Source organism: Arcanobacterium wilhelmae, assembly GCF_029632765.1.
In the GTDB taxonomy this organism is placed as follows: domain Bacteria; phylum Actinomycetota; class Actinomycetes; order Actinomycetales; family Actinomycetaceae; genus Arcanobacterium; species Arcanobacterium wilhelmae.
Genome location: NZ_CP121247.1, coordinates 1,797,865 through 1,824,400, shown reverse-complemented (window position 1 = coordinate 1,824,400; position 26,536 = coordinate 1,797,865). Strand labels below are relative to the sequence as shown.

General features: G+C 62.0%; 18 protein-coding genes and 1 tRNA gene. 17 read left to right on the top strand and 2 right to left on the bottom strand.

Annotated elements, in window-relative coordinates; all coding sequences use genetic code 11:
- Positions 1-413 precede the first annotated feature (413 nt).
- A complete protein-coding gene (locus tag P8A24_RS08065; RefSeq protein WP_278058179.1) occupies positions 414-650 on the top strand; it encodes a CsbD family protein in 237 nt (78 codons plus the stop codon).
- 423 nt (positions 651-1,073) lie between these two features.
- Here the strand turns inward: P8A24_RS08065 and gltS are convergent, their stop codons facing one another.
- On the bottom strand, positions 1,074-2,294 hold the full coding sequence (gene gltS, locus P8A24_RS08060) for a sodium/glutamate symporter (RefSeq protein WP_278058177.1): 1,221 nt from the start codon (positions 2,292-2,294) through the stop codon (positions 1,074-1,076).
- A gap of 372 nt (positions 2,295-2,666) precedes the next feature.
- Between gltS and P8A24_RS08055 the strand changes: the two genes are divergently transcribed.
- The 12 genes from P8A24_RS08055 (at position 2,667) to P8A24_RS08000 (ending at position 17,945) form a co-directional block, all read left to right on the top strand.
- Positions 2,667-2,737, top strand: a tRNA-Gly gene (locus P8A24_RS08055).
- A gap of 595 nt (positions 2,738-3,332) precedes the next feature.
- Complete coding sequence (locus P8A24_RS08050) at positions 3,333-4,208, top strand: hypothetical protein (protein ID WP_278058174.1); 876 nt, start codon at positions 3,333-3,335, stop codon at positions 4,206-4,208.
- Between the two features lie 232 nt (positions 4,209-4,440).
- Entirely contained in the window at positions 4,441-6,420 is a 1,980-nt protein-coding gene (locus tag P8A24_RS08045) for an LTA synthase family protein (protein WP_278058172.1), read from the top strand.
- A gap of 131 nt (positions 6,421-6,551) precedes the next feature.
- Entirely contained in the window at positions 6,552-8,456 is a 1,905-nt protein-coding gene (locus P8A24_RS08040) for an LTA synthase family protein (protein ID WP_423190681.1), read from the top strand.
- A 264-nt stretch (positions 8,457-8,720) separates the two neighbouring features.
- Entirely contained in the window at positions 8,721-12,323 is a 3,603-nt protein-coding gene (locus tag P8A24_RS08035) for a Na+/H+ antiporter subunit A (protein WP_278058167.1), read from the top strand.
- Positions 12,320-12,964 (top strand): Na(+)/H(+) antiporter subunit C, encoded by a 645-nt coding sequence (locus P8A24_RS08030; RefSeq protein WP_278058165.1) that lies wholly within the window; start codon positions 12,320-12,322, stop codon positions 12,962-12,964. Before P8A24_RS08035 ends, P8A24_RS08030 begins: the two co-directional genes overlap by 4 nt.
- Positions 12,961-14,688: a Na+/H+ antiporter subunit D gene (locus P8A24_RS08025; RefSeq protein ID WP_278058163.1), complete on the top strand. Its 1,728-nt coding sequence runs from the start codon at positions 12,961-12,963 to the stop codon at positions 14,686-14,688. Before P8A24_RS08030 ends, P8A24_RS08025 begins: the two co-directional genes overlap by 4 nt.
- A complete protein-coding gene (locus P8A24_RS08020; protein ID WP_278058161.1) occupies positions 14,685-15,323 on the top strand; it encodes a Na+/H+ antiporter subunit E in 639 nt (212 codons plus the stop codon). Before P8A24_RS08025 ends, P8A24_RS08020 begins: the two co-directional genes overlap by 4 nt.
- Positions 15,320-15,847: an MrpF/PhaF family protein gene (locus P8A24_RS08015; RefSeq protein ID WP_278058159.1), complete on the top strand. Its 528-nt coding sequence runs from the start codon at positions 15,320-15,322 to the stop codon at positions 15,845-15,847. The genes P8A24_RS08020 and P8A24_RS08015 overlap by 4 nt, the downstream gene beginning before the upstream one ends.
- The gene (mnhG, locus tag P8A24_RS08010; protein ID WP_278058157.1) at positions 15,844-16,197 is read left to right on the top strand and encodes a monovalent cation/H(+) antiporter subunit G; all 354 of its coding nucleotides are present in this window, start codon (positions 15,844-15,846) and stop codon (positions 16,195-16,197) included. Before P8A24_RS08015 ends, mnhG begins: the two co-directional genes overlap by 4 nt.
- Before the next feature lie 134 nt (positions 16,198-16,331).
- Positions 16,332-17,555, top strand: a complete 1,224-nt coding sequence (locus P8A24_RS08005; protein WP_278058155.1) for an ATP-binding protein — start codon at positions 16,332-16,334, stop codon at positions 17,553-17,555.
- Positions 17,556-17,684: 129 nt separating this feature from the next.
- Positions 17,685-17,945 (top strand): DUF4235 domain-containing protein, encoded by a 261-nt coding sequence (locus P8A24_RS08000; RefSeq protein ID WP_278058153.1) that lies wholly within the window; start codon positions 17,685-17,687, stop codon positions 17,943-17,945.
- A 173-nt stretch (positions 17,946-18,118) separates the two neighbouring features.
- Here the strand turns inward: P8A24_RS08000 and P8A24_RS07995 are convergent, their stop codons facing one another.
- The gene (locus P8A24_RS07995; RefSeq protein ID WP_278058152.1) at positions 18,119-19,423 is read right to left on the bottom strand and encodes a DUF4921 family protein; all 1,305 of its coding nucleotides are present in this window, start codon (positions 19,421-19,423) and stop codon (positions 18,119-18,121) included.
- A 257-nt stretch (positions 19,424-19,680) separates the two neighbouring features.
- On the opposite strand from P8A24_RS07995, the gene pyrB reads away from it, so the two are divergent.
- The 4 genes from pyrB (at position 19,681) to carB (ending at position 26,479) form a co-directional block, all read left to right on the top strand.
- Complete coding sequence (gene pyrB, locus P8A24_RS07990; protein WP_278058150.1) at positions 19,681-20,757, top strand: aspartate carbamoyltransferase; 1,077 nt, start codon at positions 19,681-19,683, stop codon at positions 20,755-20,757.
- A gap of 713 nt (positions 20,758-21,470) precedes the next feature.
- Positions 21,471-21,674, top strand: a complete 204-nt coding sequence (locus P8A24_RS07985) for a hypothetical protein (protein WP_278058148.1) — start codon at positions 21,471-21,473, stop codon at positions 21,672-21,674.
- The gene (locus P8A24_RS07980) at positions 21,667-23,130 is read left to right on the top strand and encodes a dihydroorotase (protein ID WP_278058147.1); all 1,464 of its coding nucleotides are present in this window, start codon (positions 21,667-21,669) and stop codon (positions 23,128-23,130) included. Before P8A24_RS07985 ends, P8A24_RS07980 begins: the two co-directional genes overlap by 8 nt.
- A gap of 97 nt (positions 23,131-23,227) precedes the next feature.
- Positions 23,228-26,479 (top strand): carbamoyl-phosphate synthase large subunit, encoded by a 3,252-nt coding sequence (gene carB / locus P8A24_RS07975; RefSeq protein ID WP_278058145.1) that lies wholly within the window; start codon positions 23,228-23,230, stop codon positions 26,477-26,479.
- The last annotated feature ends 57 nt before the right edge of the window (positions 26,480-26,536 follow it).

Sequence of the window (26,536 nt, the reverse complement as noted above, 5' to 3'; positions counted from 1 at the left end):
CGGTGGTGTACTCAGCGGCGCGTGAGACGCGGGGTGTGGAGATTGATCGGCTGGGTGAGGGGTAGTCCGGCTCTGAGCGGGGTGCTGGTGCACTTGGTGGTGGGTGCACTGGTGTACTTGGTGGAGCGTAAGACGCGTGGCCGGGGCATCGATGAGCTCGAGCGGTAGCCATTTTCCCCTGCACTATCCCTCGAGTTTGCTACACGCAACCTGCGCGGCGGTGTCGAGTTTGGAGAGTGGGCGACGTGTGTATGGGCGTCGGGTGGGAAAGTGCGCAACTGGCGCACCGGCGTCGGGTGGGAAAGTGCGCAACTGGCGCACCGGCGTTGCGGATTGCCCTCAGCGCGAAAATGGCTGAACGTTACGGTGTTTCCCCCTAGGCTGGAAAAGACAGTAAAAGCGAAGGAGGAATCATGGGATTCGAAGAGAAGGCAGAAGCCAAGGTAACGGAGCTCGGTGGCAAGGCAAAGGAAGCACTCGGAAATATCACCGGCGACAAGGATCTGGCAGCCGAGGGCAAGGCCGATCAGGGCGAAGGCAAGGTCAAGGAGTTCCTCGCCGACGCGCAGGATAAGGTCGACAATGTTGCCGCAACCGTCAAGGAGAGCGCAAAGCGCCTTACCGACAAGGTGTTCGGCGACGACAAGTGAGCTCTGGCGCAGGCGAAATAGTCTCCTCAAGCGCGGCTTGCGTCGGTTCCCGATGAGGGACGACGTCGATAGCGACGGTATGGACGAGAATTAAATCTTCGACAAGTCGGGATCGCTCGACGAAGCCCGTGAAGAAACGGCGTCGGAGGGCTCTGACGCCGACGAGGAAACTGCTCGACGCCGACACTCCATTCATCACAATAATGGCGAGTTTTCACGGAGGTAATCCGCGAAAACTCGCCACTATTGTGCCTGGCCGGCTAAGAGGCCAAAAAGTGTGTCTGGGGCGGCTTAAAGGCCAAAAAGTGTGTCTGGGGCGGGCGTGTCGCGGGTTATTCGCGGTAGCATCCGGCACAGCCTTTTTTGGCCCAGGGCCGCCTTCAGGCGCTGTTCGAGCTCCCATCGTGTGATGGGATCCAGCGATCAGACGAGCGCCAGGAACAGGGTGATGATGAAGACGTTGAAGAAATCGATGAACATACCGCCCACAACCGGGAGAACGAAGAACGCTGTGGGGGACGGGCCGAACTTGCGTGTCACCGATTCCATGTTCGCAACGCCGTTCGGGGTGGCGCCCATGCCGAAGCCCGCGTGGCCCGCAAGGAGCACGGCGGCGTCGTACGTGGAGCCCATCGCCTTAAAAGTGACGAAACGGACGTACAAGTAGGCGAGCAGGGTCTGTGCGGCGAGCAGGGCAATCATCGGGATCGCAAGCGAGCCGAGATCCCACAGCTTCACGCTCATCAGCGCCATCGCCAGGAACAAGCTCAGCGACACTGCGCCCACAACTTCAATCTCCTGGTGTGCGACGATCTCCACACCACCCTTGCGGGCGTAGCGACGATCGGAGAACCAGCGTGCGAGCACGCCGAAGATCATCGGGCCAAGGTAGGAGGGGAATTGTGCCATCGAGGTCCAGCCCTGGATCACGTTATTGATCGCATCCGTGATGTAGGAGCCGAAGAACATGGCCACAAGGAGCCAGATGAAGGCGGTGGTCATGCGCTCGGTATCGAGCGGATGCATCTTCTCGCGAAGGAACGAGTAGTCCTTCTTATCCTTGTCGTGGACGTTGGCGAGGTTCTTTGAGCGGATCAGGCGTGCTGCGATCGGGCCGCCGATGAGGGAACCTGCGACCAGGCCGAACGTAGCTGCCGTGTAGGCGACAGATTCCGCACCCTTGAGACCCGCAGCCTCAACGAGTGGAGCAATGCCTGCGGAAGTGCCGTGGCCGCCCGTCATCGCTGTTGAACCTGTCATCAGTGCGATCGGGCCGGGAACGTTCAGGAGGGGGGCAAGGCCAACCGCCACGAGGTTTTGGAGGATGACGAGGCCGATCGCCACCGACAAGAAGATTGCAACCTTCGGGCCGGCCTTCTTCAGAATTACCGGGCTGGCACCGAAACCGATGGAGGTGAAGAACAAGACCATGAAGAACGCTTGGAGCGTGGTGTCGAACGTGATGTTGACCCAGTGCGTGTAGTGGAAAAGGAGGTTGATCAGTGCGAAGAGGAAGCCGCCGATCACAGGGGAAGGGATCGCGAAGCGTTCAAAGAAACTGATATGGCTGCGCAAAAATCGGCCGATCAGCAGCAAAATCACTGCGAAACCAATCGACTGGACCATCGTAAATTCGATCGTCATTTCTACCTCTTCTCAAAAAATAGGGAAAGCTCCCCGAAAGGAAACTTTTTGCTGTGCTACCCAGAATTGTGTGGGTGCGCGTTTCTTTCCGTTTCGGAAAGCTTGCGGATCAACCACGCGTGCGAGCGTTGACGCTTCGCTATCGCCTTCTTCTTAGAATCGATCCGTTTTTCCTGCTGGGAGCCGTTGGCTCGCCGAGTTCACTATTGCAAAATACCACACAGGTATGAATTCTGGGAACGCCCGCCAATATATGGCTCTTTTTTGTTTCAAGATGTGGACGTGATGCCGGCGCCGGTGCTGCACGTGAGTGGCGGGTGCGGTTGCTCGTTGTGATGAGAATGGATAGAATTTCTGGGTGCTGAGCGCTACGCGGGCGTAGTTCATCGGTAGAATGGCAGCTTCCCAAGCTGCAGAGGCGGGTTCGATTCCCGTCGCCCGCTCTAAAAAGGAAGACCCCCGGATGGGGGTCTTCCTTTTAATCTGGTGTTGGAAGGGGATCGAACCCGGAACGCAGACGCGGATGGGAAAACACCCCAGTGGGGTGTTTTCCCGCGGCTGGCGCGAGGGCGCGCAGGGCGCGCGTCCCCGAGTAGATGCGGGTGCGGAGCACACGCGATTCCCGTCGCCCGCTCAGAAAGAGAAAGACCCCTTTTTTGGGGGTCTTTCTCTTGGGCTATTCCGGGTTAAATACGGAAAACCGGAATGTGTCGTAACAAAGTCTGCGACTTTTTCGGCTGATTTGCGTGTTTTCTGCGAAATCCGCGCGTGTCGGTTGTTCCCTTTTTGTTCTTGCTACCCTCATGACCTGCCTATATATAACACATGGGAAAATCCTGTGTCAGAAACGTGTCATTGTGCGAATCTCCCGTTAAATTACAAAAAGGTCAATAGTGTCGCCGGTCTTGGGTGGTGTGTGTCACAGCGATATAATGTAGTTACCGAACGAAGGAACGCACGCCGGAGTTCGGGCGGATGATGGACGCACCATCGTCCGTGCACGCACACAACCTCTCGTACGCACCGGAGGTAATAAAAATGAATAAGAAGCTCGTGAATATTTTGTTCGCGGGGATTTTGGCAACGGCAAGCGCGCTCGCTGTCCCGTCAGTTGCACCTGCCGCCCCACAAGGTGAGGCCGCCCCTGCCGGCACCACCATCCTCGAGCGTGGTGAGACGCTCCAGGAAAACCGCACACCGTCGTCGCGGGCGACGTATCTCGACGTCGCACGACCGACGTCGAGCCCGGCGGCTACGGTAGCCCCCAAGGTGTCGGTTGCACCTACGAAGCCGGCTGCTTCGGCGTCGTTGCAGACGACGCCGGCGCCGGTGAAGGAAAGTACGCTAGCTAAGCCAGCCAAGAAGTCGGCCGCAGCGCCGGTTGCGCGCGTCGCGCAAGCAGCAAAGGCGACGCCTGCCCAGAAGGCGAAGCCTCCAGCTGTGAAGCAAGCCGCCCCTGCGAACCAGGCAGAGCTTGCTGTGAAGAAGGCTCTGCCGGTCAAAAAGGCTACGCAAGTCACAACGGCGGCGCCCGTAAAGCGAGTCACGCCGGTCAAGAAGGTTACTCCGGCAAGGCCACGCGTTTCGATGGCTATCAACGTCGCCGGAAGCGGCGGCCAAGCCCAAATCGATCGTTGCGTGGGCGCAATCCGCGAGTCGGCGGTCTCTGCGTGGCTCGGCGCACCGTTCATCGCCCAACACCGCGAATGTGGAGGCGCACGTTTCCTGAGCCTCCGAGTTGGCCAAATCGTGCAACTGCGTGGGGCAGTTGGAGGAACCTACAAGGTAGTGACGCGCCTGGTGGTCCGCCACGGCGATAACGCGGGAGTAGTACCGCGTGGCTACGATGCCTACCTGCAGACATGCCTCCCTGGCGACTCGCAAATGATGGTGATTGGTCTCAAGCGCATCTGATCCGTTACTGGCGTGCGTGCAATCCTGCGCCCAGCGCAGGGCAAAATAGTGGATTTCCGTTCACGCCCCTCGAATCGCGAGGTGGGGGCGGGGTCCACTATTCTGTTGCTCCACCGCTCTCAGGGCGCCTGGGTGAGCCCTGGCGGCGGCAAAATTGCGTCGGTGTACGATGAATCGTCATTCCAGAAGATGACAGTAATCGTACCTAGTACAGATACGATTGAGTATTGTGATGATTGCCGTAAATCTTGTCTTGATCGTAGTTCTCGCGTTGATTGCGTGGCGCCTTTTTGGCCGTACTGCGGCGTCGGTTGTTCGTGGAGTGTGCGCAGGCGTGATTGCGAACGCGGTGACGTTCATGGCTGTCACCTTCGGGCCGCGCCACGCATTCGTCTACGAATACCCACATGGTGTTGCCTTCCCCGTGCTGTACCTGGTGGTCGGCCTGGTGGTCGGCGCCGGCGTCCTGTGGCTGATGCGAATCGCGCTGAAGCGTCGTTTCGTACCGGCGGAAACGAAATGGCGGATTCGCGACATCTTTCCGATCGTCATCGGCGGTGTGTTTGGTGCGCTCATTGGCCTGTTTTACTTCGTTCCGAAGACGATCATTGAATCCGTCGATGGAGTGACAGCTGCGCAGCTACTCTTTATCGTCACCCAAGGCAACGGGGAGACAACTGTAGCGAACAATTGGGAGTTTACAAACTACATGGTGGCGCCGATTATCTGGCTCACACTAGTTGGCATGTGCGTGGGCGCGATCCGCACGGACCTCCTTCTCAGTCGCCGAGGAACTCAGGCGGTCGACGGCACAACCATCGAACCACAGGCTCCGCAAAACACGAGCGCGGATCTGCAAGAAATTGACCCACCGGCGTTGGCGGAAAACGAGCAATTTTCCGAAAACCCGGCTCCGTCGTCGGCGGAAAACCTGGCCCCGACGTCGGGCGTGACGGCGATGCGTCGTTTCACGTACGTGCGTGGGGTGGCGATGGGGACGATGCTCGCGCTCGTCGTCGGTTCCGTCACGTACGCGTTCCAAGTCCTGCCACTGGGTGACATCGTCCGCCAGCACCTCTACACGTCAACCTACGTCGCCGACAACTGGGTGATGCCCACAAAGCAGAGCGTCCAGCTACCCGAAAAGAAGCGCAACCTCATCCATATCTATATGGAATCGATCGAAAACTCGTTCTACTCGCGCGACATGGGCGGATACCTCAACCGCAACGTGATGCCCGAGCTTGCCGAGCTCACCAAAGAAGGCGTGTCGTTTTCGAATACGGATCTGTACGGCGGTCCGCAACAAATGTACGCAACCGGCCACTCGGTGGCCGCGATGGTAGCGATGTGGGCGGGAACCCCGATGCTGTCGTCGGGCGCCGGCAACGGCACGGAGATGTCGTTCCCAGATTTCCCAACGATCGGCGACTATCTGAACTCTGCCGGCTACGCCACCGATTTCATGCTCGGCTCCGACTCGAGATGGGGAGGCCTCGGCGATTACTACCGTCGCCACGGCAACTTCACCGTGCATGACCTCAACACCTTTAAGGACGAAGGCCGCATTCCGCGCGACTACAGCGTGTGGTGGGGCGTAGAAGATGACAAACTCTACGAATACGCCAAGGAGCTCATGGCAAAGCGCGGTGCCGAGGGTAAGCCGTTCTATTTTGTTCTCGAGAACGCCGATACGCACTTCCCGGACGGTTATCCTTCGCCCCTGATGACGGAAAAACCGTTCGGAACCCAGTACGAGAACGTCATCCACTATTCGCAGAAGGAAACGGTGAAGCTGGTCCGTTGGATTCAGGCGCAGCCGTGGGCGAAGGACACGACAATCGTCATCACCGGCGACCACCGCTCCATGGACAAGAACTTCTTCCGTGACTGGGATCCGGACTACAACCGCACCGTCGTGAACATGATCCTTAACCCTGTGCAAGGAACCGACCTGCCGACGTCGATAACAAACAATCGCCAGTACGGCTCCTTCGATTTCTACCCGACGATTTTGGCGTCCATTGGTGCGAAAATCGACGGTGAGCGCCTCGGGCTCGGAACGAACCTCTTCTCTGGGAAGAAGACCCTTGTAGAACGCGACGGGGCCACGCACATGAACGAAGAGTTCGCGAAGACTTCGAAGTTCTACGACAAGCACCGCGAAACCGTTGCAGCGACTCCGGATCGGCGCCAGGACGACAAGCTCTAGCTGAAGGCTGGGAAAACAGGAAATTTATACACAATCCCTGGGAAAAGTATTAGAGGAAGATCACGCTCGAGTGGGATCACTTTAGTTAACTGGAATAGTTATGATTTTGATTTGTGATTCTGTCTCTACATGTGTTGTCGATTCTGATCCTTATCGGATTTGCTTTCCTGACCTTTGGGGTCAATAAGGCAGCTGTTGCGCGCGGCGCCGCCGTGGGACTTTTCGCGAACGCGGGAGCCTTCATTGGCGTTGTTTACGGAACCCGGCACAAGTTCCTCTACGGGGCCACCGCGAGCCCGAAATTCATGGTGCTTTTCCTCGGTGTCACCCTGGTTGCCGGCTTCGCCATGCTCTTTCTCCTCTCGCTCGCCCACCGCGATGTGCTCGAGCGCAAGGAAAAGCCGTGGACATGGCGCCAACTGTTGCCGATCCTTGGCGGTGCGTTCCTCGGCCTGCTCATCGGCGCGATTTTCTTCATCACGAAGACGGTGGCCGATTCCGTCGATACTGTTTCTGCCGACCAGATTCTCTTCATTCTCACTCAGGGCAACGGCGAGACCACCGTTGAACAGACCCTCGAATTTTACAATTACATGGTGGCGCCGATCATCTGGATCGGTCTTGTCGGCGCTGGCGTGGGCACAATCCGCTCTGACTTTGTCTGGAAGCGCGGCGAGGAGACTCCAGAAGCCGATGGACCGACGTCGCACGACGATCCAGGCACACTCGACCAAGGTACACCCGCACCCGTAACGCGAGCTGTTGCACCGACGTCGCCGAAAGCCTTCCGGTTCCCGTTCGTGCGCGGGGCGGCGATGGTCGCTATGGTCGGTATGCTCGGCGCCTCGATGGGCTATGCTGCCCAGCGTTTGCCGCTTGGTGACCTCGTGAAAGTGTACTTTGAAAATTCGACGGTTGTGCAAGACAACTTTGTGATGCCAACAGACGACAAGATTCACCTCCCCGAAAAGAAGCGCAATCTTATCCATATTTATATGGAGTCGATCGAAAACTCGTTCTACTCGCGCGACATGGGCGGCTACCTGGATCACGACGTGATGCCGGAACTGGCGGCGTTGACGAAGGAAGGTGTGTCGTTTTCACACACCGACAAGTATGGTGGCCCGCAGCAACTTTATGCCACGGGGCATTCGGTTGCCGCAATGATCTCAATGCAGGCGGGCGTGCCGATGCTGGCCTCGGGAGCGGGCAACGGTAAACAGATGTCGTTCCCGGATTTCCCCACGATCGGTGATTTCCTCTCCAAGGCGGGCTATGCGACTGATTTCATGGTAGGATCCGACTCTCGTTGGGCAGGGTTGGGCGACTACTACCGCCGCCACGGCAACTTTGAGGTTCACGACCTCACCACCTTCAAGGATCAGAAGAAGATCCCGCGCAACTACAAAGTGTGGTGGGGTGTGGAAGACGACAAGCTCTACGAGTACGCCAAGGAACTCATGACAAAGCGCGGCAGTGAAGGCAAACCGTTCTATTTCATCTTGGAAAATGCGGACACGCACTTCCCGAACGGCTATCCCTCTCCACGCATGACTGAGAAACCGTTTGCTACCCAGTACGAGAACGTCATCCACTATTCGCAGCGTGAAACCGTCAAGCTCGTGCGCTGGATCCAATCGCAGCCGTGGGCGAAGGACACGACGATCGTCATCACCGGCGACCACCGCTCCATGGACAAGAACTTCTTTAAGAAGTGGGACAAGAGCTATAACCGTACCGTTGTGAATATGATCCTTAACCCTGTCCAGGGAACGGATCTGCCGAAATCGATCACGAACAACCGTCAGTATGCGCCCTTCGATCTTTTCCCCACGATTTTGGCCTCCATTGGTGCAAAAATCGATGGTGATCGGCTGGGTATGGGGGTGAACCTGTACTCGGGAAAGAAAACGTTGGTTGACGAGAAGGGCGTGGAATTCTTGAATAGTGAACTCGCGAAACGCTCGGATTTTTACGACCAACATCGTGAAACAAAAGCTGCAACCTTCGACAGGAATCAGGACAATAAGTTTTAACCTTTCGACGCTAGCACGGGCCCTGAAATTGAAAGAGCGGTGGCTAGCTGGCACGGGCTGATGTCAGTGCAGTGGCGCTCGCGCTCGGATCGGAGGAGTTTCGCCGCGGGCTTGAGTGGGCGGGTTTTGACCCGCCCACTCGCTATACTTGGAGAGTCGACGCTGTAGCGCCGTGACCGGCCGGGCGGGCAACCCCTGGCTTTCTCTTTAGTTTCCACAAGGGGAGCTCCTGGTGCTCACGCAAACGTTCGCACCGGGAGGATTATGCTTTTCATTCTTGCGCTGTTCGCGCTTGCCGCGCTACTGGCTCCGCTCGTGATGCGCAGAGGGCGGCTCGGCTTCGTAGCGCTCGCGGCGGTGCCGGCGTTGGCGTTCGGGTATGTTGCCACGCGCGGCCCGGAAGTTTTCGCGGCGGCCCGCGGCATCATTGATCCGGCGAAACTCGCGCCGTGGCCGCACGCCCTCGCCGACGTCGGGGCACACGGAGCGTCAAACGCGCAGGCAACAGCGGCGGTCGGCGGGGCACCTGCGAACGTCTTCCCTGTGGAGAACTGGGCGTGGGCGCCGCAAGTACACCTCGAGCTCACGTTCCAGCTCGACGTGCTCTCGTGGGTGATGGCGCTGATCGTGACGGGAGTGGGCACCCTGGTGCTGGTGTATTCGACCCGGTACTTTTCCTCGTCGGCGGCAGGACTGGGGCGGTTCGCCGCCGTTTTTACGGGGTTCGCAGGCGCGATGCTCGGACTGGTCACCACCGACAACACGCTCGCTTTGTACATGTTTTGGGAGCTCACCACCGTTTTCTCCTTCCTGCTGATCGGGCACAGTTTCTCCAAGCCGGCTTCGAGGCGCGCGGCGATGCAGGCGCTGACGGTGACAACGACGGGCGGGCTGGCGATGCTCGCCGGTATCGTGATTCTGGGGCAGGTGCCTGGCGGATCGTATCGCCTGTCGGAACTGGTGGCTGCCGCGCAGGCAGGAACACTGGGGCAGGCGGCGCTCGCCGTGGAATCGGCGTCGCCGGCGCTGATCGCGACGGCCGTGGCGCTGGTGCTCGCCGGAGCGGTGAGCAAATCGGCGCTCGTGCCGTTCCACTTCTGGCTGCCGGCCGCGATGGCTGCGCCCACGCCAGTGTCCGCGTACCTGCACTCCTCGGCGATGGTGAAGGCCGGAGTGTATCTCGTGGCGCGGCTCGCTCCCGGGTTTTCTGAGCTGGCGGTATGGCAGTGGATCGTGGTGCCGCTGGGGATCTACACCCTGATGTTGGGCGGGTATCGCGCGCTGAAGCAGTACGATCTCAAGCTCGTGCTTGCATTCGGAACGGTCTCGCAGCTCGGCCTGATCACGCTGATGGTGGGGTATGGGACGGCGGCGATGATGCTAGCGGGCCTGGCGATGCTCGTGGCGCACTCGCTGTTTAAGGCCGCACTGTTCCTGTCCGTCGGGCAAGTGGACTGGGCCACCGGCACACGTGACCTGCGCAAACTCTTCGGCGTTGGTTCGGCGATGTGGCCGACGGCAGGCGCGGCCGCGCTCGCAGGCGCCTCGATGGCGGGCCTGCCCGGTTTCGCAGGTTTCGTAGCGAAAGAAGGCGCACTGACTGCGCTCGTTGGCGGCGGCGCGCTCGATACGGTGACGTGGGCGGCGATCGCGGCGGGCTCAGCGCTGACGGTCGCCTACACGTTGCGCTACTGGTTCGGCGCGTTCACTAGCTGGGGATACGTGCCAGACGCCGGGGTATCTGATGTGGCCGAGCCGGCCACCCCGTACGATCCGCCCGCCGGCGAGACGCCGGTGCGCGAGACGCACGCGATCATGACGGCGCCGATCCTCGTGCTCGCAGGCGCGTCGCTAGCGTTCGGGCTGGCAGGGAGCGTGCTGGATCGAGTGCTGGCTCCGCATGCGCTGGCCGGTTTCGCCCCTGGAGGTTTCGCAGGGTATGCCCTCACGCACGGCGGGATCGTGGGCGAGAATGTGCCGCACCTGACGCCCGCGATCCACTTCGGCTGGCCACTCGCCATCTCGGCAGCCGTGTGGGCGGCAGGCGCTCTCATTTTCGCCGGAACTGCGCTGATCGAAAAGGTCACCCGCCGGCTCGAGTTCCCGCTCTCGGCGTCGGGAGCGTACGCGAACACGATCCGCGGACTCGAGAACGCTTCGGGCGTAACCACCGCGCTCACCCAGCGCGGCTCGCTACCTGCCTACATCGCCACGATGATGGTGTTTATACTGGTTGCGGCGTCGGGCGCGCTTCTCATCATCGGTCCTGGCCACTGGCCGGAGCTGCGCGCCTGGGATTCGCCAGCGCAGGCCGTCGTCGTCGCAATTACCGCGCTCGCCGCAATCCTCGGGGCGCGAGCCCGCCACCGCATGAAAGCCGTGCTCCTGCTCGGAATCGCCGGCTACGGGGTGGCGCTCGTGTACGAACTGTATGGCGCGCCAGACCTGGCGCTCACACAGGTGCTCGTGGAAACCATGAGCCTCGTGGTATTTGTGCTGGTGCTACGGCGCCTGCCGGCATATTTTTCTAACAGGCCGCTCGCGCTCACCCGCTGGTGGCGGATCGGGCTCGGCGCGGCGGCCGGGCTGGCCGTTGCCGTCATCGGCGCGCTCGCGGCTGGCGCGCGAGTTGCCACGCCGATCGCTCGCGATTTCCACGACCTCGCCTACAGCCACGGCTACGGCAAAAACATTGTGAACGTGACGCTCGTGGATATCCGAGCTTGGGACACCATGGGTGAGCTGACCGTACTCGTGGCGTGTGCGATCGGGATTTCGTCGCTACTGTTTATCCGCGACCGCGTGGGGCGCGTGGATCGCCTGCGTAACGTGGCGATCCCGGTGGATGTGCGCGAGCGGGCCGGATTCCGGCGCGAAGCCGATTTTGGTGACGCCGGTGCAAGGGCGCGTGACGGCGACGCCGGCGGGTCAGTGCGCGGCGCCAGTGCCGGCGGGGCAACCGGACGGCTCTTCTGGGGGAATCGCGGGTTGCAGGAGTCGCCCGCACACGCGGCAGATTCTGGCGCGGCGGCAGCTCCGGCACGGAGCTCGGACACTAACCGGGCACCGGCGTCGGCTGCTGCTACGACGTCGGGCGCGGTACCGACGTCGGGCGGGCGGGCGCGCCTGTGGCTCGTGGGAACGGAGGCGCTGCGCGAAGGCTCGCGCAGCGTGATCCTCGAGATTGGCACGCGCGTGATCTACCACGCGATCCTCGTGGTCTCCGTATTTTTCCTGTTCAGCGGGCACAACCAGCCGGGCGGCGGGTTCGCGGGCGGGCTGCTCGCCGGTATCGCGCTCACGATCCGCTACCTCGCAGCCGGGCGCTACGAGCTCGGCGCGGCCGTGCCGCTTCACCCTGGCCACCTCATGGGCTCGGGGCTGGTGATCGCGGGCGCTGCGGCGCTCGCTCCGCTTGCGCTCGGCGGCACAATCCTCCAAACCGCGAAACTCGATTTCGTGCTCCCAGCGTTCGGACACGTGCACCTCGCCACCGCGATCTTCTTCGACATCGGCGTGTACCTGGTGGTTGTGGGCCTGATTCTGGACGTGTTGCGCTCGCTCGGCGCGGAAATCGACCGTCACGGCGAACTTGAGGGAATCGGCGACGACGACGCTGTGCGCCTCACACCGGCTGCCGATTCACGCCTCGAACGCTTCGACGCGGCCACCGCCGCCGGAGCCGAAGGCACCTCGGAGAGCAGCGTACTCGGCGGACATAAAATTTTGGGCGGAAAAATTGGCGCTCGCCCCAATATCGAGGCTGACCCGCGAAAAAACGAACCAATATTTTATGTAGGCGAAGTATCTGGCGAACAATCGCCGGAAGGGCCGGCTGGCGCGGCCAAGGAAGGAGGCGCGCGATGAGCGTTTCTGTTGCGCTGATTTTCTTGGCTGCGGTGCTGGTGGGCGTAGGCGTGTACCTGGTTCTCGAACGCTCGCTCACCCGCATTATCCTCGGCCTCACCTCGATCACGAACGGCGTGAACATCCTGTTCCTGATCGCCGGCGGGCGTTCCGGAAAGCCGCCGCTCGTCGGGGCCGCACCGGCGTCGGAAATGGCAGACCCGCTGGTCCAAGCCATGATGCTCACCGCGATCGTGATTTCACTGGGGGCGGCGGGATTCTTGCTGGCGCTCGCTTATCGTAGCTGGCAGCTCACCGGTAACGACGAGGTACAAGACGATCCCGAGGATCGCCGCGTTGCGCGCATCACGGAGCGCGCAAAGATGGCCGCCCGCGCCGATGCTGACGCCACCGTTGAGGAAGACGCCGCCGAAACCCACGACGAAACCGAAGGAGATCCCGACGCCGACGGCGAGCTCGGTGTTCCCGGCGATCCGGAGGCCACCTGCCTCGACGAAGACGGCTCCGGTAGTGCTGAAAGTGTGCCCGGCGAAGGGGCGGACCTCGCGCTTGCGGAATCCGGCCAGCACACCGGGGAGGATGGGCGTGAGCCTGGCGCCGGCGTCGGCACAAACTCGCCAACTGAAGGAGGCGCGCGATGAACTGGAACTTTTTAATCGCCCTCCCGGTGGTGTTGCCGCTACTCGGCGCGGGAGTCTCGCTCGTGAGCGGGCGGGCGCGCCGCAACCAGGCGTGGGTCTCGGGCGGGGTGCTCGCCGCGGTGCTCGCTGTGGCGATCGCACTGGTGGTGATGGCAGCGAACGGCCCGGTGGTGCTGAACATCGGGCAGTGGGCCGCGCCGATCGGGATCGTGCTCGTGGCCGACGGCTTGAGCTCGCTCATGCTGCTCACATCTGTCACCGTGACGCTCCTCGTGCTCGTCTACTCGCTGGCGCAAGGCGCCGCCGACGGCGAACGCGCAGCCCCGATCGCCGTCTACCATCCAGCATTCCTCCTGCTCTCGGCCGGAGTTTCCAACGCGTTCCTCTCCGGCGATTTGTTCAACATTTACGTGGGGTTCGAGATCTTGCTGTGTGCCTCGTTCGTGCTGATCACGCTGGGCGGCACGCGCGATCGTGTGCGCTCGGGAACCGTGTATGTGGTGGTTTCCCTGATTTCGTCCGTGGTATTCCTGATCGCGATCGCGCTGGTGTATGCGGCGGTCGGCTCGGTGAACCTCGCGCAGGTGGCGCTACGCCTGCCGGAGATTGATCCGGCCCTCGCGGTGACGATCCAGGTGATGCTGCTGATCGGTTTCGGGATCAAAGCGGCAGTGTTCCCGCTGGGCGCGTGGCTGCCCGATTCCTACCCGACGGCGCCCGCGCCCGTGACGGCCGTATTCGCAGGCTTGCTCACCAAGGTGGGCGTGTACGGAATGATCCGCACGCAAACCCTGCTCTTCCCCGGGCCGCAGCTCGATCAGATCCTTGGCGTGTTCGCGATCGCCACGATGGTGATCGGCATCCTGGGCGCAGTGGCCCAGCAGGACATTAAGCGTCTGCTGTCCTTTACGCTCGTGTCGCATATTGGCTACATGCTGTGGGGGATTTCCACCTCATCACCAGGCGGGATCGGCGCCACGATCTACTACGCGATCCACCACATCACCGTGCAGACCGCGCTCTTCCTGGTAGTCGGCTTGGTGGAGCGCAGAGGCGGGAGCACGAACCTGGCCAAGCTCGGCTCGCTTGCGAAGCTCGCGCCCGGGATCGCCGCGCTGTACCTGATTCCGGCGCTCAACTTGGCAGGTATCCCGCCGCTGTCGGGCTTCTTCGGAAAGGTGGGGTTGCTCGCGGCGAGCGCGGACCGTGGCTGGGCCGCGGACTGGGTGTTGATCGCCGCTGGCCTGATCACCTCGCTCCTCACGCTCTACGCCGTGACCCGCGCATGGAACATGACCTTCTGGCAAGATGCCCCTGAAAAGCTTGAGTCGAAGCCTATCCCGCCGCTGATGACTGCGGCTGCCGGCACGCTCGTAGCGATCTCCGTGGGGATTTCGCTGGCGGCCGGCCCGATGAACGCTTATGCGGACGCCACCGCCGGCCGCCTCTTCGCCCGCTCGCCCTACATTGTGGCAGTGTTGCCGGATCGCGGTCAGGGCGCGGGCGAATACAAGGCGGCGGCCGAACCGTGGGAGCGACCGAAAGGCGTTGCCGAGGGCACTGTACTCGGGGGACTGAAAATTTTGGGCGCAAAAACTGGCTCTCAGCTCCATATCGGGCCTGAGGAGCCAAAAAACGAACCAAAATTTTATGTCAGTGAAGTAGCCGGCGGAAAATCGCCGACCGAGCAGGCGCCCGCAGGCCGGGAAGGAGACGCACGATGAGCAAGGCGCGCGACGCAATCCGCTACGCCACCCGGCGCCCGGGCCGCTTCCCGCACGCCTCGGTGGGCCTGCTGATCGGGCTCACGGCCGTGTGGGTGTTCCTGTGGGGAGATCCGTCGACCGGCAACGTGGTGGCCGGATTCCTGGTGGCGCTGCTGGTCACTACGGTGACCCCGTTCCCCACGGCGCCGTTCGACGGTCGCTTCCGCCCGCTCGGTGTGGCGATTTTGCTGTGGGCGTTGTTGCGTGACGTGCTGGTTTCCTCCGCGCAGCTCGCCTGGTTTATCTTGCGCGGGCGCGAGCCGCACGGCGCAGTGATTCGTGTTCACCTGCGAGGGCATTCGGATTTCCGCCTTGCGATGGTTGCTGGGCTGACGGCGATCGTCCCAGGCTCGGTGGTGATCGAGACGCATCGCGAAACGTCCACGGTGTACGTGCACGTGTTCGACGTCGGACAGGCGGGCGGTATTGAGGGTGTGCACCGGTCGGTGTTGGAGGTGGAGGAGCACGTGTTGCGCGCGTTCGCCTCGCACGATGAGCTACTCGCGGCGGGTTTTGTGCCCGGCTCGCGCACGAGCGCCGGCCGCCTGCCTACCCCGTTTGCGCCGGTGACAGGCGAGGAGGGGGAGCGATGAGTGAGGTTCTTGCGATCTGCGGGGCGCTGCTAGCTGTTGCTGCGGTGCCGGTACTGTGGCGGCTGACGCGCGGCCCATCCACGCTGGACCGTGCGGTTGCGGTGGATATGCTCACGTCCGTACTGATCGGCGCGGTGGCGATCATGGCGGCACTGACGCGGCGCGCGGATTTGATGCCGTTGCTGGTGGTTCTCGCGGTGGTGGGTTTCGTTGGCTCGACTGCGCTCGCACGGTTTGCGAAGGCGCCGAAGGCTGAGGAGAAGCGTGTGTTGACGAAGGCGGAAGTTGCCGCCGCCGATGCCGAGTTCCTCGCCCACAACGCCGACGACGACGCCCCCGTCCACGATATCGATGCTGGAGATCTCCTTGGGTTACCGTCCGAAGCAGTGCCTGCTCTCGAGGATGGCGAACCAGACGTCGTCGTCAGTGAACAAGGCAAGGTTCCAGCCGGGCGAGTGCAGAAAGAGTTGAGCCAGGCTGAGCCGGGCGAAACTGGGCGAAGCGGAACGGAGGCGGACCGATGATGGAAACCGTGATGGACGTCGTCGGCGTGGGTGCGATCACGCTCGGCGCGGTGCTCACGCTGATCGCGGCGCTGGGAATGTGGCGTTACGGAGATCTGTTGGCGCGCCAGCACGTGGCCACGAAGCCGCAAGTCCTGTCGCTTCTGCTGTATTTCGTGGGCATTGCGCTGGTGGTTCGTTCCCCGCAGATCACATGGACGATGCTGCTGGTGATCGTGTTCCAGCTGGTCACGGCACCGATTTCGGCGCACCTGCTGGCCCGTGCCGCGTATCGAACCGGACGCGTTGACAGGGAAGCGTACGCAATCGACGAGCTAGCGGAGGATCTCGAGTCGACCGAGCGCCAGTGATTGCGAATCGTGTTTGAACGGGAAGCTATAGAATAAATGGTCCGAAATCTTCTTCCATAGGAGAAAGTTTTTGAAAAATTAAAAACTATTTTTCTATGAAAGAATAATTCAGAATTTTGCGCTAATATTTTTGTATGGAAGAAAAACGTGCCCTGGGGTTGATTGAGCGCCCTCGATACATAGCGCAGATCGAGCCTTTCATCGAAACTGACGTGGTGAAAGTGCTCAGCGGCCTGCGTCGAAGCGGGAAATCCGGCATGCTCAAGCTCATCCAACGTTGGTTGCGCGAGCATGGCGTTCGGGAAAACCAGTTCATTTCCGTGAACTTTGAAGACTATAATTTCCGTTCCCTCACCAGGCCAGACGCCCTCCACGAATACCTGGCGGCAAAGATTGCTGAAGTGAATGGAAGGGCGTACGTCTTTCTCGACGAAATTCAGGAGGTGTCCAATTTCGAGCGTGTGGTGAATTCGCTACGTGCCACAACGGGCGCCGATATCTACCTCACCGGCTCAAACTCAGCCCTTCTTTCCGGGGAACTTGCAACCCACCTCGCGGGTCGTTACGTGCAGTTCACGATTTATCCCTTCGGGTTCGAGGAGTTTGTTCACGCGCGTCAGACGATCCTGGCCTCGGCGACGTTCCGGGATTATCTCGACGTCGGTGGTATGCCCTATCTCGCTACCAAGGAGCTCGATTCGCATAGCAACGCCATCTATCTTCGCGACATCTACGGGTCTGTTGTGCTCAAAGATATCGTTGCCCGGCACGCGATACGCGATATTCACCTCTTCGAAAAAATCTCAACGTTCGCCTTGGCCAACACGGGGAACGTGATTTCGTCGGGTTCGATGACGAAATTTCTCAAGAGCGAGAACGTGCGCGTTTCCACGCAAACCGTGCTCAACTACCTTGAATACTGCACGCAAGCCTACCTGTTGAACGAAACTCGCCGCTTCGACGTCGTCGGGAAAGAGCAACTCAAAACCCTTTCCAAGTTTTACGCGGCTGACCACGCGTTGCGCGGGGCAATTGTTGGCGACGGCGATGCTCAGATTCAGGGAGTGTTGGAAAATATTGTGGCGCTTGAGGCGATGCGGCGCGGTTACGACGTGCAGGTGGGGGTGCTACCGGCGGGGGAAGTCGATTTTGTCTTGAAGAAAGACCGTCTCACGCGCTATATCCAAGTGACGTATCTGATGGCTGATGCGCGTAACGAGGAACGTGAATTCGGTGCGCTCGAGCGGATTTCGGACAATTATCCGAAAACGGTGGTGTCGATGGACCCGCTCCTGCGGCCACGAGCAGGAATTGAGCACCGGGAGATTTCCGAATTCCTACTTGCGGAAGATTGGTGACAGTCCCGACGTCGGGGCGGATGTTGTGTGCCGGCGTCGCGTTCACATGCGGTAAGCGGGGCGCGAACTGCGAGCGGTGCCCGCTACGCTCGCGATACGATGAGCCATAGGTTTTTCAAGGAGGACACAATGAATCTTGGATGGAAGCTGATTTCGCTCGCGACGGGCGCGGCGGCAGGTTTCGTGGCGCAGAAGATCACGGATGTGATCTGGGAAAAGGGCCTGGGCAAGCAGAAGCCGGCTGGTGACGATACAGATCTGGAGAAGTCGGCGTCGCAGGTGCTGATGTTTGCGGTGGTCACGGCCGCGGTGAACGCCGCGGTGACCGAGGCGATGCGCCGCAAAACTCAGCAATGGTACGCCGGCCGCCAGGTGAAGGCCGACTCCTGAACCTGACGCCGCCGTCGGCGTCGCCAACCCGTGCGTAAGTCTGTCAATCCTGCTGGGCGTTGCATATGTAGCAACGCCTGGGCGAACTGATTGAGTTGTGCACGCGAAACAGGTATTTTCGGGCACAAAACCGCCGGCCGGCATCGGGAAATTCCCGACGCCGGCCGCTTCTTTTACGCTTGCAGGAACCGGTTGTATTTGAGAGAGTTACGTTCTACCTGGCATTCGGTGGCGATGTTGATATTCGAGGCCACCTTGCCTTCGGCGCGTAGCTCGAGCAGGCGCGGAACCACGCGATCGCGCAGCGCCCATGGGTCGATCGTGTTCACGTAGATCTTCGAGCCGCCCTCGAACCCGGCGAGTGTGGAAACACGCCACTTGATGAGGATGCGCCACGGAATATCCACATCTGAATCGATCGGTGTGGCGAACCATTCTTCGTTGCACGGCACGTCCGGCCCGGTGGCCGCGTGCATCGCCTGTACGAGGTCTGATACTCCGCGAAGTTCAGCAGCCGAATGTTCCCACGGCTGCGTGGCCGCAGATTTCGACCACACCTCGAGCGTGGGATAGCGGTGGCCAAACCCGGCGATCGCCACGGCGTAATCATTTTCCGCAATCGTGAGGTTCTGGTACCCGGCGTAATCCACGCCCCACTCGTTGTAATAGTTGGGGTTTTCGCGAACGCGCTCGATCTCATACGCCTGGTTCGGGGTGCGCTGGTCGATCGCCACAAGCTGCTTGTGGAGGTGATCGAGCGAGGCGCCGGCCTGCTTCATCCAGTTCTGGAAAACCTGCACGTAGCGCACGTATCGGTTGCGATACAGATCGCGCATCGCGTCGGTTGTGAGGCGGAAGTAGGCCTCATGCTCCTCGGGGGTGAGCGTTCCCGACGACGCCAGTTGCGACGTATCCTTCGCCCCCTTCACGAAGTGCCGGCGAGCCAAAATCAAATCGTGTCCGCCGCCGAAAAGTGACAGGGCGGCGTCGTGTAGCTCAGAATCAGTTTTCGCATCGAAATCCTCGCCCGCGAACTTTGCCCGCAGCACGCCGGTGACGTGCGCGCGGCCGGCCGGGTCGGCAAGGTAGGCGTCCATCCAGGACTGTACATCGCGCGGCAGCTGGTAGCCGTAGTTTTTCGCCCAATAATCGAAGGTGAGAATCTCGTACAGGTTGGCCACGCGCCGGAACTGCCACTCTTGGCTGAGTACATCCACGCCCGCATGGTGCACGATTTCGCCCGAGCCGGGCACGATGCGCGATTTCTCTGGCGGGGTTTGGAGTACGCGCTGCGTGCAGAAAATACAGTAGTGCCCGAGCTCGTCAGGATTAATCGGCTGCGGGTTCTGAACCGGCTGCGCGATCGGGCGGTTTGCGCGCCCCGGCACCGTCCAAACTTCCGTTCCCGAGAACGGGTTGATTTGCTTGATCGTGCCGTCCGCCATCCGCCGCAGCGGCTCCAAAATATGTGTGGCCATGGCTCCAGTTTAGTACGGGGTGCGCCGGCGAGCCTGGGAGCGCGGCTCGCGCTTGCTGAAAAGTTCCCCCGACGCCGGTGCGGTACTCACGCGCAGAGCGCACCGACGTCGTCGAACCGTTGCGAAACTGCAACGTAAAAGTGTTGTTTGGGGTGGGCGGAGCTGTTAAAGTCACGCTGATGTGCGCGGATGCGCCGGCCGGAGAGCGTGAGTTGTGCACCGGCGTCGGCGCGATGCGCTGAGGGAGAGGAGAACGGATGCGTTCGATTATTGACATTGCGGATTTCACGCTTGAGGAGATTCGCCAGCTCATCGCCACGGGCGAGGAGATCGCCGCGAACCCGGGGGCGTGGGCGGATCGCGCTCGCGGCAAGCTGCTTGCCACGCTGTTCTTCGAGCCGTCGACTCGCACGCGCCTGAGCTTCGAGGCGGCGATGGCGCGGCTTGGCGGCGCAACGATTTCGGTGGCGGACGGCGGCTCGTCGGGCGCGGCGAAGGGTGAGACTGTTGCAGACACCGCGCGCGTGGTGGGCGAGTATGCGGACCTGCTGACGATCCGCCACCCGGCCGACGGCTCGGCGCTGGTTGCGGCCGAGGCAGCCACTGTTCCGGTGGTGAACTCCGGCGACGGCGGGCACTTCCACCCCACGCAGACCCTCACCGAGCTGCTCACGATCCACCGCGAGTTTGGCCGATTCGGGCATCTAACCGTGGCGTTCGCGGGCGACCTCCACTATTCGCGCACGGTGCATTCGCTGATTTCCGCGCTTTCGCGATTCGAGGGGAATCGGATTGTGGCGGTGAGTCCGCCGGAGCTGGCGCTCGGGGAGCGCACGGTACGCCACCTGCGCGCGAACGGAACCGAAGTGATCGAGGTTTCTTCGCTTGCTGAGGCCGTTTCGCAGGCGGACGCCCTGTACATGACCCGCATCCAGAAGGAGCGTTTCGGTGATCCGGTGATGTACGAGCGCCTCAAGGAAGTGTTCGTGCTCGATGCGGACGTGATGCGCTACGCGAAGCCCGACATGATCGTGATGCATCCGCTGCCGCGCGTGAATGAGATCGCGATGGATGTGGATTCGGATCCGCGCGCCCGCTACTTCAGCCAGACCCGCGACGGCATGCTCATCCGCATGGCGCTCATCGACTTCCTGCTTCGCGATGCGGAGGCGCGCACGGAGCCGGAAGTGCGCCCCGAGCGTATTCGCGAGCAGGCGCCGGCGGGTGACTGTCCAAACCCGCGGTGCATCACGCGCTCGGATCGTAGCGCCGTGCCGTTCGCGTACGCGTCGCCGGAAGGGGCGCGCTGCGGTTTTTGCGACACGCGGCTCTGATTGTGCGTTTCAGAATGCGGGGGCGATGGTGGAGCCATCGTCCCCCGCATTTTGTATTGCGGCGCCAAGAGCGATGGCTGTGGCTGGGATCTGTGGGCGCTGAAGCCGCATTTTCCGTATCCGTATTTTTTGAATCGTCGCTATACCAATGAAAAGCGCCAAACTTAGAGAAACTTAGAACTACTTAGAAGAACTTAGAACTGCTGAGAAGCGCTGAGAAGAACTGAGAAGACCGCTTCCCCTGAGGTGGTCCTGTGGATGACTCTCGATTTGGCGACATCACGGACCGGCGGTGTTGGGGGACCTCATGGAAGGTGTTGTTGCGGGCACAGTACTCGGGGGACCTAAAATTTAGGTCGCAAAAACTGGCTCTTACCTCGATATAGGGGCTGAAGCGCCAAAAAACAATCCAAAATTTGATGTGGGTCAAGTAGCTGGCGAACGTCGGCGTGGCGTGGTGGGTTTCGACCTGCCGTACTTCGCGAACTACGCCCGCAACCACGCGTGATCGAAGACTCATCTTCCTAAATGGTGTGTTTTCTAGGGTTGGCCGCCATTTTTTGGCAGCCAACCCCCTGATTTGTCATCGGTTAGGGCGTGGGCGGTGAGTAGAGGCGGCTGAGCAGGGGATTTGCGCGGGCGTGCGAAAGTGCGCTAGTGTCTTCTCCGATCACGGCACGAGGTGCCGCACAATGAGCCGGAAGGAGGATCACATGAATCGCATGTGTGCCGCTTCCGGTTTTATTTTGGGCTGGTGCCCCGATTCCCGTTTTCGGGTGTTTCGGCGATCCGGTTTTCCCGTTATTTCGCCGATTGATTTCGGTTTTGGTTTTATTTTTCGCCTTGGCTTTTCAGCCAAGGCTTTTTTGTCCCCTTTTTCGGCCGCGGCCGGGAAGAAAGGTTCGCGCAATGACTGAGATTTTCGTTGGTTCCGGCGACGCCGATCGTTCGAGCAGCACAGCGGGCGCGTCTCGCGACGCCCACCAGGCACGTCGCGTCATCGACACGGCTGGCGACGCCGGCCGAGCAAGTGGCGCAACAGGTATGGCTCGCGACGCCGGCCGGGCAAGCGAAGCGGCCCGCGCGGCCACACCTCGCGATGCGATCTTCGCCAACTCGCTGGTGGTCACGCTCGACCAAGCCGCTGAGCTTCCCTTCGCCGCGCAGGCCGTTGCGAGGATCCGCGAGGCTCAGGCCCGTGGTTCGGTGAGCGAAAACGTTGCCGTGTTCCCAGGCTTCTGCGATGTTCACGTTCACTTGCGCGAACCGGGCCAGAGTGCCAAGGAAACCATCGCAACGGGCACGCGCGCCGCGGCCCGCGGCGGCTTCACCACGGTGTGCGCGATGCCGAACCTCGATCCGGTGCCCGATACCCTCGAAAACCTCGCGCTCGAAGAAGCACTCATCGCGCGCGACGCCGTGATCGAAACCCTGCCGTACGCCTCGGCCACCACCACGCAGGCGGGCGCCGCGATCACGCCGATCGGCGAGCTCGCCCAGCGTGCGATCGGATTTTCCGATGATGGCCACGGCCTCGACGATCCGGATCTGATGGAGGCTGCGCTACGCGAAATCGCGAAAGCCGGCTCCATCATCGCGATCCACGCCGAAGACGGCGCTCTGCGCCCAGCGGGCTCGTCGATCAACGCCGGCCCACTCGCCGAAAAGCTCGGCCTCATCGGAATCCCGAAGGAAGCCGAGTACGCCCAGATCGCGCGCGACCTCGAGATCCTGCGCCGCCTTGCCGCAGAGAACATTTTCCCGGCCTACCACGTGTGCCACGTCTCCTGCCCCGAATCGGTGGAACTCCTCACGGCAGCGAAGGCCGAGGGCCTGAACGTCTCCTGCGAAACGGCACCGCATTACCTCCTCCTCGACGAATCGCAGATCCCGGGCGATAACGGCCACTTCAAAATGAATCCGCCGCTGCGTAAGCCCTCCGACCGCGAGGCGATCGCGAACGCGCTCGCGGCCGGCACCATCGATTTCATCGCCACCGACCACGCCCCGCACACCGCCGAAGAAAAGGCGCGCGGACTGGCCGGCTCGGCCTTCGGGATTGTGGGTATCGAAACCTCATTCGCACTGATTGACACGCACTTCGTGGAAACCGGAGGAATCACGCTCGAGCGCGCGGTTGAGCTGTTCACCACCGCGCCCCGCGCGCGCTTCAACATCCCCGCACGTGCCGGTGACCTCACGATCTGGGACCTCGGCGCGGATGCCACCATCGACCCCGCCGACTTCGCCTCCAAGGGCCGCGCCACCCCGTTCGCCGGCTGGAAAGTCCGCGCGCGCTGCCTCGCAACGTTTGCGGCCGGCCGCGAGGTGTACACCGGCGTCGGGAGCCCGGCCGAGCCCGGGCGCAAGTAAGCCGACGACGTCGGTGCGCGGCCCGCGTCGGGAACCACCAACCGAACCCACCCCACCAACCTACCCCCACACAAACCCCAACAAAAAGGAGAAACCCATGCCCAAGAACACGCAAATCCGCACAGTGCTCATCATCGGCTCGGGGCCGATCGTGATCGGCCAAGCCGCCGAGTTCGACTACGCCGGCACGCAAGCCTGCCTCGCCCTGAAGGAAGAGGGCTACCGGGTGATCCTCGTGAACTCGAACCCGGCCACGATCATGACCGACGCCGGGATCGCCGACCGCGTCTACATGGAGCCGCTCACGCTCGAGTACGTCTCGCGAATTATCCGCAAGGAGCGCCCGGACGCGCTCGTGCCCGGAATCGGCGGGCAGACCGGCCTGAACCTCGCGATGGAGCTGGAGAAATCGGGCGTGCTCGCCGAGTGCGGGGTGGAGCTGCTCGGGACGCCGTCGGCGTCGATCGCCCGCGCCGAGGACCGCGCCAAGTTCAAAGAAATGTGCGAAAGCATCGGTGAGCCGGTGATCGCCTCGCAGATCGCATACTCGCTGGAGGAAGGCCTCGCGGCGGCCCACGAAATCGGCTACCCGGTGGTGCTGCGCCCGGCGTTCACACTCGGCGGCACGGGCGGCGGTTTCGCCCACGACGACGCCGAATTCACCGAGCTCATGGTCAACGCTCTGGCGCTGTCGCCGGTGGGCCAGGTGCTGGTGGAGAAGTCGGTGCTCGGCTATAAGGAAATCGAGTTCGAGGTGATGCGCGACAGCGCCGACAACGTGGTGTGCATCTGCTCGATGGAAAACATTGACCCAGTGGGCGTGCATACGGGCGATTCGGCGGTGGTGGCGCCGGCGCTGTCGGTGAGCGAGCCGCTGATGAAACGCCTGGTGGATTCCGCATTCGCGATCATCCGCGCGCTCGACATTTGGGGCGGCTGCAACGTGCAGTACGCGGTGCATCCGGAAACGGGCGAGTACTACTTTATTGAGGTCAACCCGCGAGTTTCGCGCTCGAGCGCGCTGGCGTCGAAGGCGTCCGGCTACCCGATCGCGCGAGTGAGCGCGAAGGTCGCGGTGGGCATGCACCTGGACGAGATCGAGGTGGCGGGCGCAACCGCCGCGAAGGACCCGGTACTCGACTACCTCGTGGCAAAGTTCCCGCGCTTCCCGTTCGACAAGTTCACGGACGCGTCCGCGAAACTCGGCACGCAGATGAAGGCCACCGGCGAGGTGATGGGCATCGGCTCCACGCTCGACGAGTGCCTGCTCAAATCGGTGCGTTCGCTCGAAACGGGCGTCGATCACTTGTGGATGGCAAAGTTCGCGGGCTTCTCCGACGTCGAGCTGCGCGAGTACCTTTCCGACTTCCGCTCCGATACGCTCTTCGCGGTTGCCGAGTTGCTGCGCCGCGGCGCGCCGATCGCGGACGTCCACGAACTCACCGCGATTACCGAGGTGTTCCTCGAGTCCTTCGCGCGCATCGTCGCGATGGAGAAGCGGATCGCCGACGCCGGTGCGCAGCTTGCGCTGGCAGGAAAGCCGGGCGTTGGGGGAGAGCCGGGCACCGACGTCGTCGGGGTGCTGCGCGAAGCGAAGGAAATGGGCTTCGCTGATTCGGCGATCGCACGCCTCGCAGGCGTGAGCGAAACGGAGGTGGCGGCCGCACGCGCCGAGGCGGGAATCCGCCCGGTGTTCCGCATGGTCGACACGCTCAAATCCGGCGCCTACATCCCCTACTTCTATTCGAGCTACGCGGGCGCCAACGATTCGATCATTACGGACCGCAAGAAGATCGTGGTGGTTGGCGCAGGCCCGATCCGCATCGGCCAGGGCGTGGAGTTCGACTACTCCTCGGTGCACGCGGTGCGCACAATCCGCGAGGCCGGCTACGAGGCGATCATCATCAACGACAACCCCGAAACGGTGTCCACCGACTACACCACCGCCGACAAGCTCTACTTCGATCCGCTCACCGTGGAGGACGTGATGGAGATCGTGGAGGCGGAAAAGCCGATTGGCGTGATCACCTCCCTCGGCGGGCAGACCGCGATCAACCTAGCGGCCGGCCTGGCCGAGCGCGGCGCGCCGCTGATCGGAACGTCGCTCGAGGCGCTCGAACGTGCCGAGGATCGCGACCGCTTCGAAAAGCTCCTGCGCACGCTCGACATCCCGCAGGCTCCGGGCGAGGCCGTCACCGACGTCGACGCCGGGCTGGCGGTCGCCGCGCGCGTCGGCTACCCGGTGCTGGTACGTCCGTCGTTCGTACTCGGCGGGCGCGCGATGCGCATCGTCGCCAGCGACGACGCCCTCGCCACCTACCTGCGCGAAGCCTTCGCCGCCGCGCCCGGCCACCCGGTGCTCGTGGACAAGTACATTGCCGGCAAGGAGCTGGAAGTGGACGCGATCTGCGACGGCACGGACGTGTTCGTCGGCGGAATCATGGAGCTGGTGGAGCACACGGGCGTCCACTCGGGCGATTCGATCTCGGTGTACCCCACGTTCACGGTGTCCGACGCCGTGAAGGGAACGATCCTGCGCTACGCGAAGGCCCTCGGCCTGGGGATCGGGATCCGCGGCCTGTTCAACGTGCAGTTCATCGTGGACGCGGCCGAGAACGTCTACATTATCGAAGTGAACCCGCGCTCCTCGCGCACGGTGCCGTTCCTGTCCAAGGTGACGGGCGTGCCGCTTCCGGCGATCGCTACTCGCGTGATCCTCGGCGAAAGCTTGAAGGAGCAGGGGATCTTCACGCTCTACCCGAACGAGCCGCAGCGGTTCTTTGTCAAGGCGCCGGTGTTCTCCTTCAACAAGATCAAGGGCCTGGACGCGGTGCTTTCGCCGGAAATGAAGTCCACCGGCGAGGCGATCGGCTACGATTCTTCGCTCAAGCGCGCGCTGTACAAGGCGCTCGAAGCGGCGGGCATGAAGCTCGCGGGCCACGGTACGGTGCTCGCCACGATCGCCGATCACGACAAGCCGCGCGCACTGGAGCTGGTGCGCCGCTTCTACGAGCTCGGCTTCAATATCGCGGCCACGGCTGGAACCGCGCAGTTCCTTAAGGAAAACGGCATCCGCACGCGCGCGATGGGCAAGATTTCCGAGGGTTCGAGCGACATTGAGGATGCGATTATGCGCGGCGAAATCAGCTACATCGTGAACACTTCCGGGCTGGACGATTCGAAACTCTCGGACGGCGTGCGCATCCGCGCCGCCGCCACCGAGCACGCTGTGACCCTCCTGACCTCGCTCGATACGGTTGGCGCCCTGCTCGATGTACTCGAGGACATCACGATCCCGATCTCCACGATCGACGCCGACGCAGACGCCGGGCTGGTGGCCGGGCGCTGAGGCACGGGATTTCGTGAGGAGCCTGGGTGCGCCGGGCGGGAGCCTGGCGCACCCGGG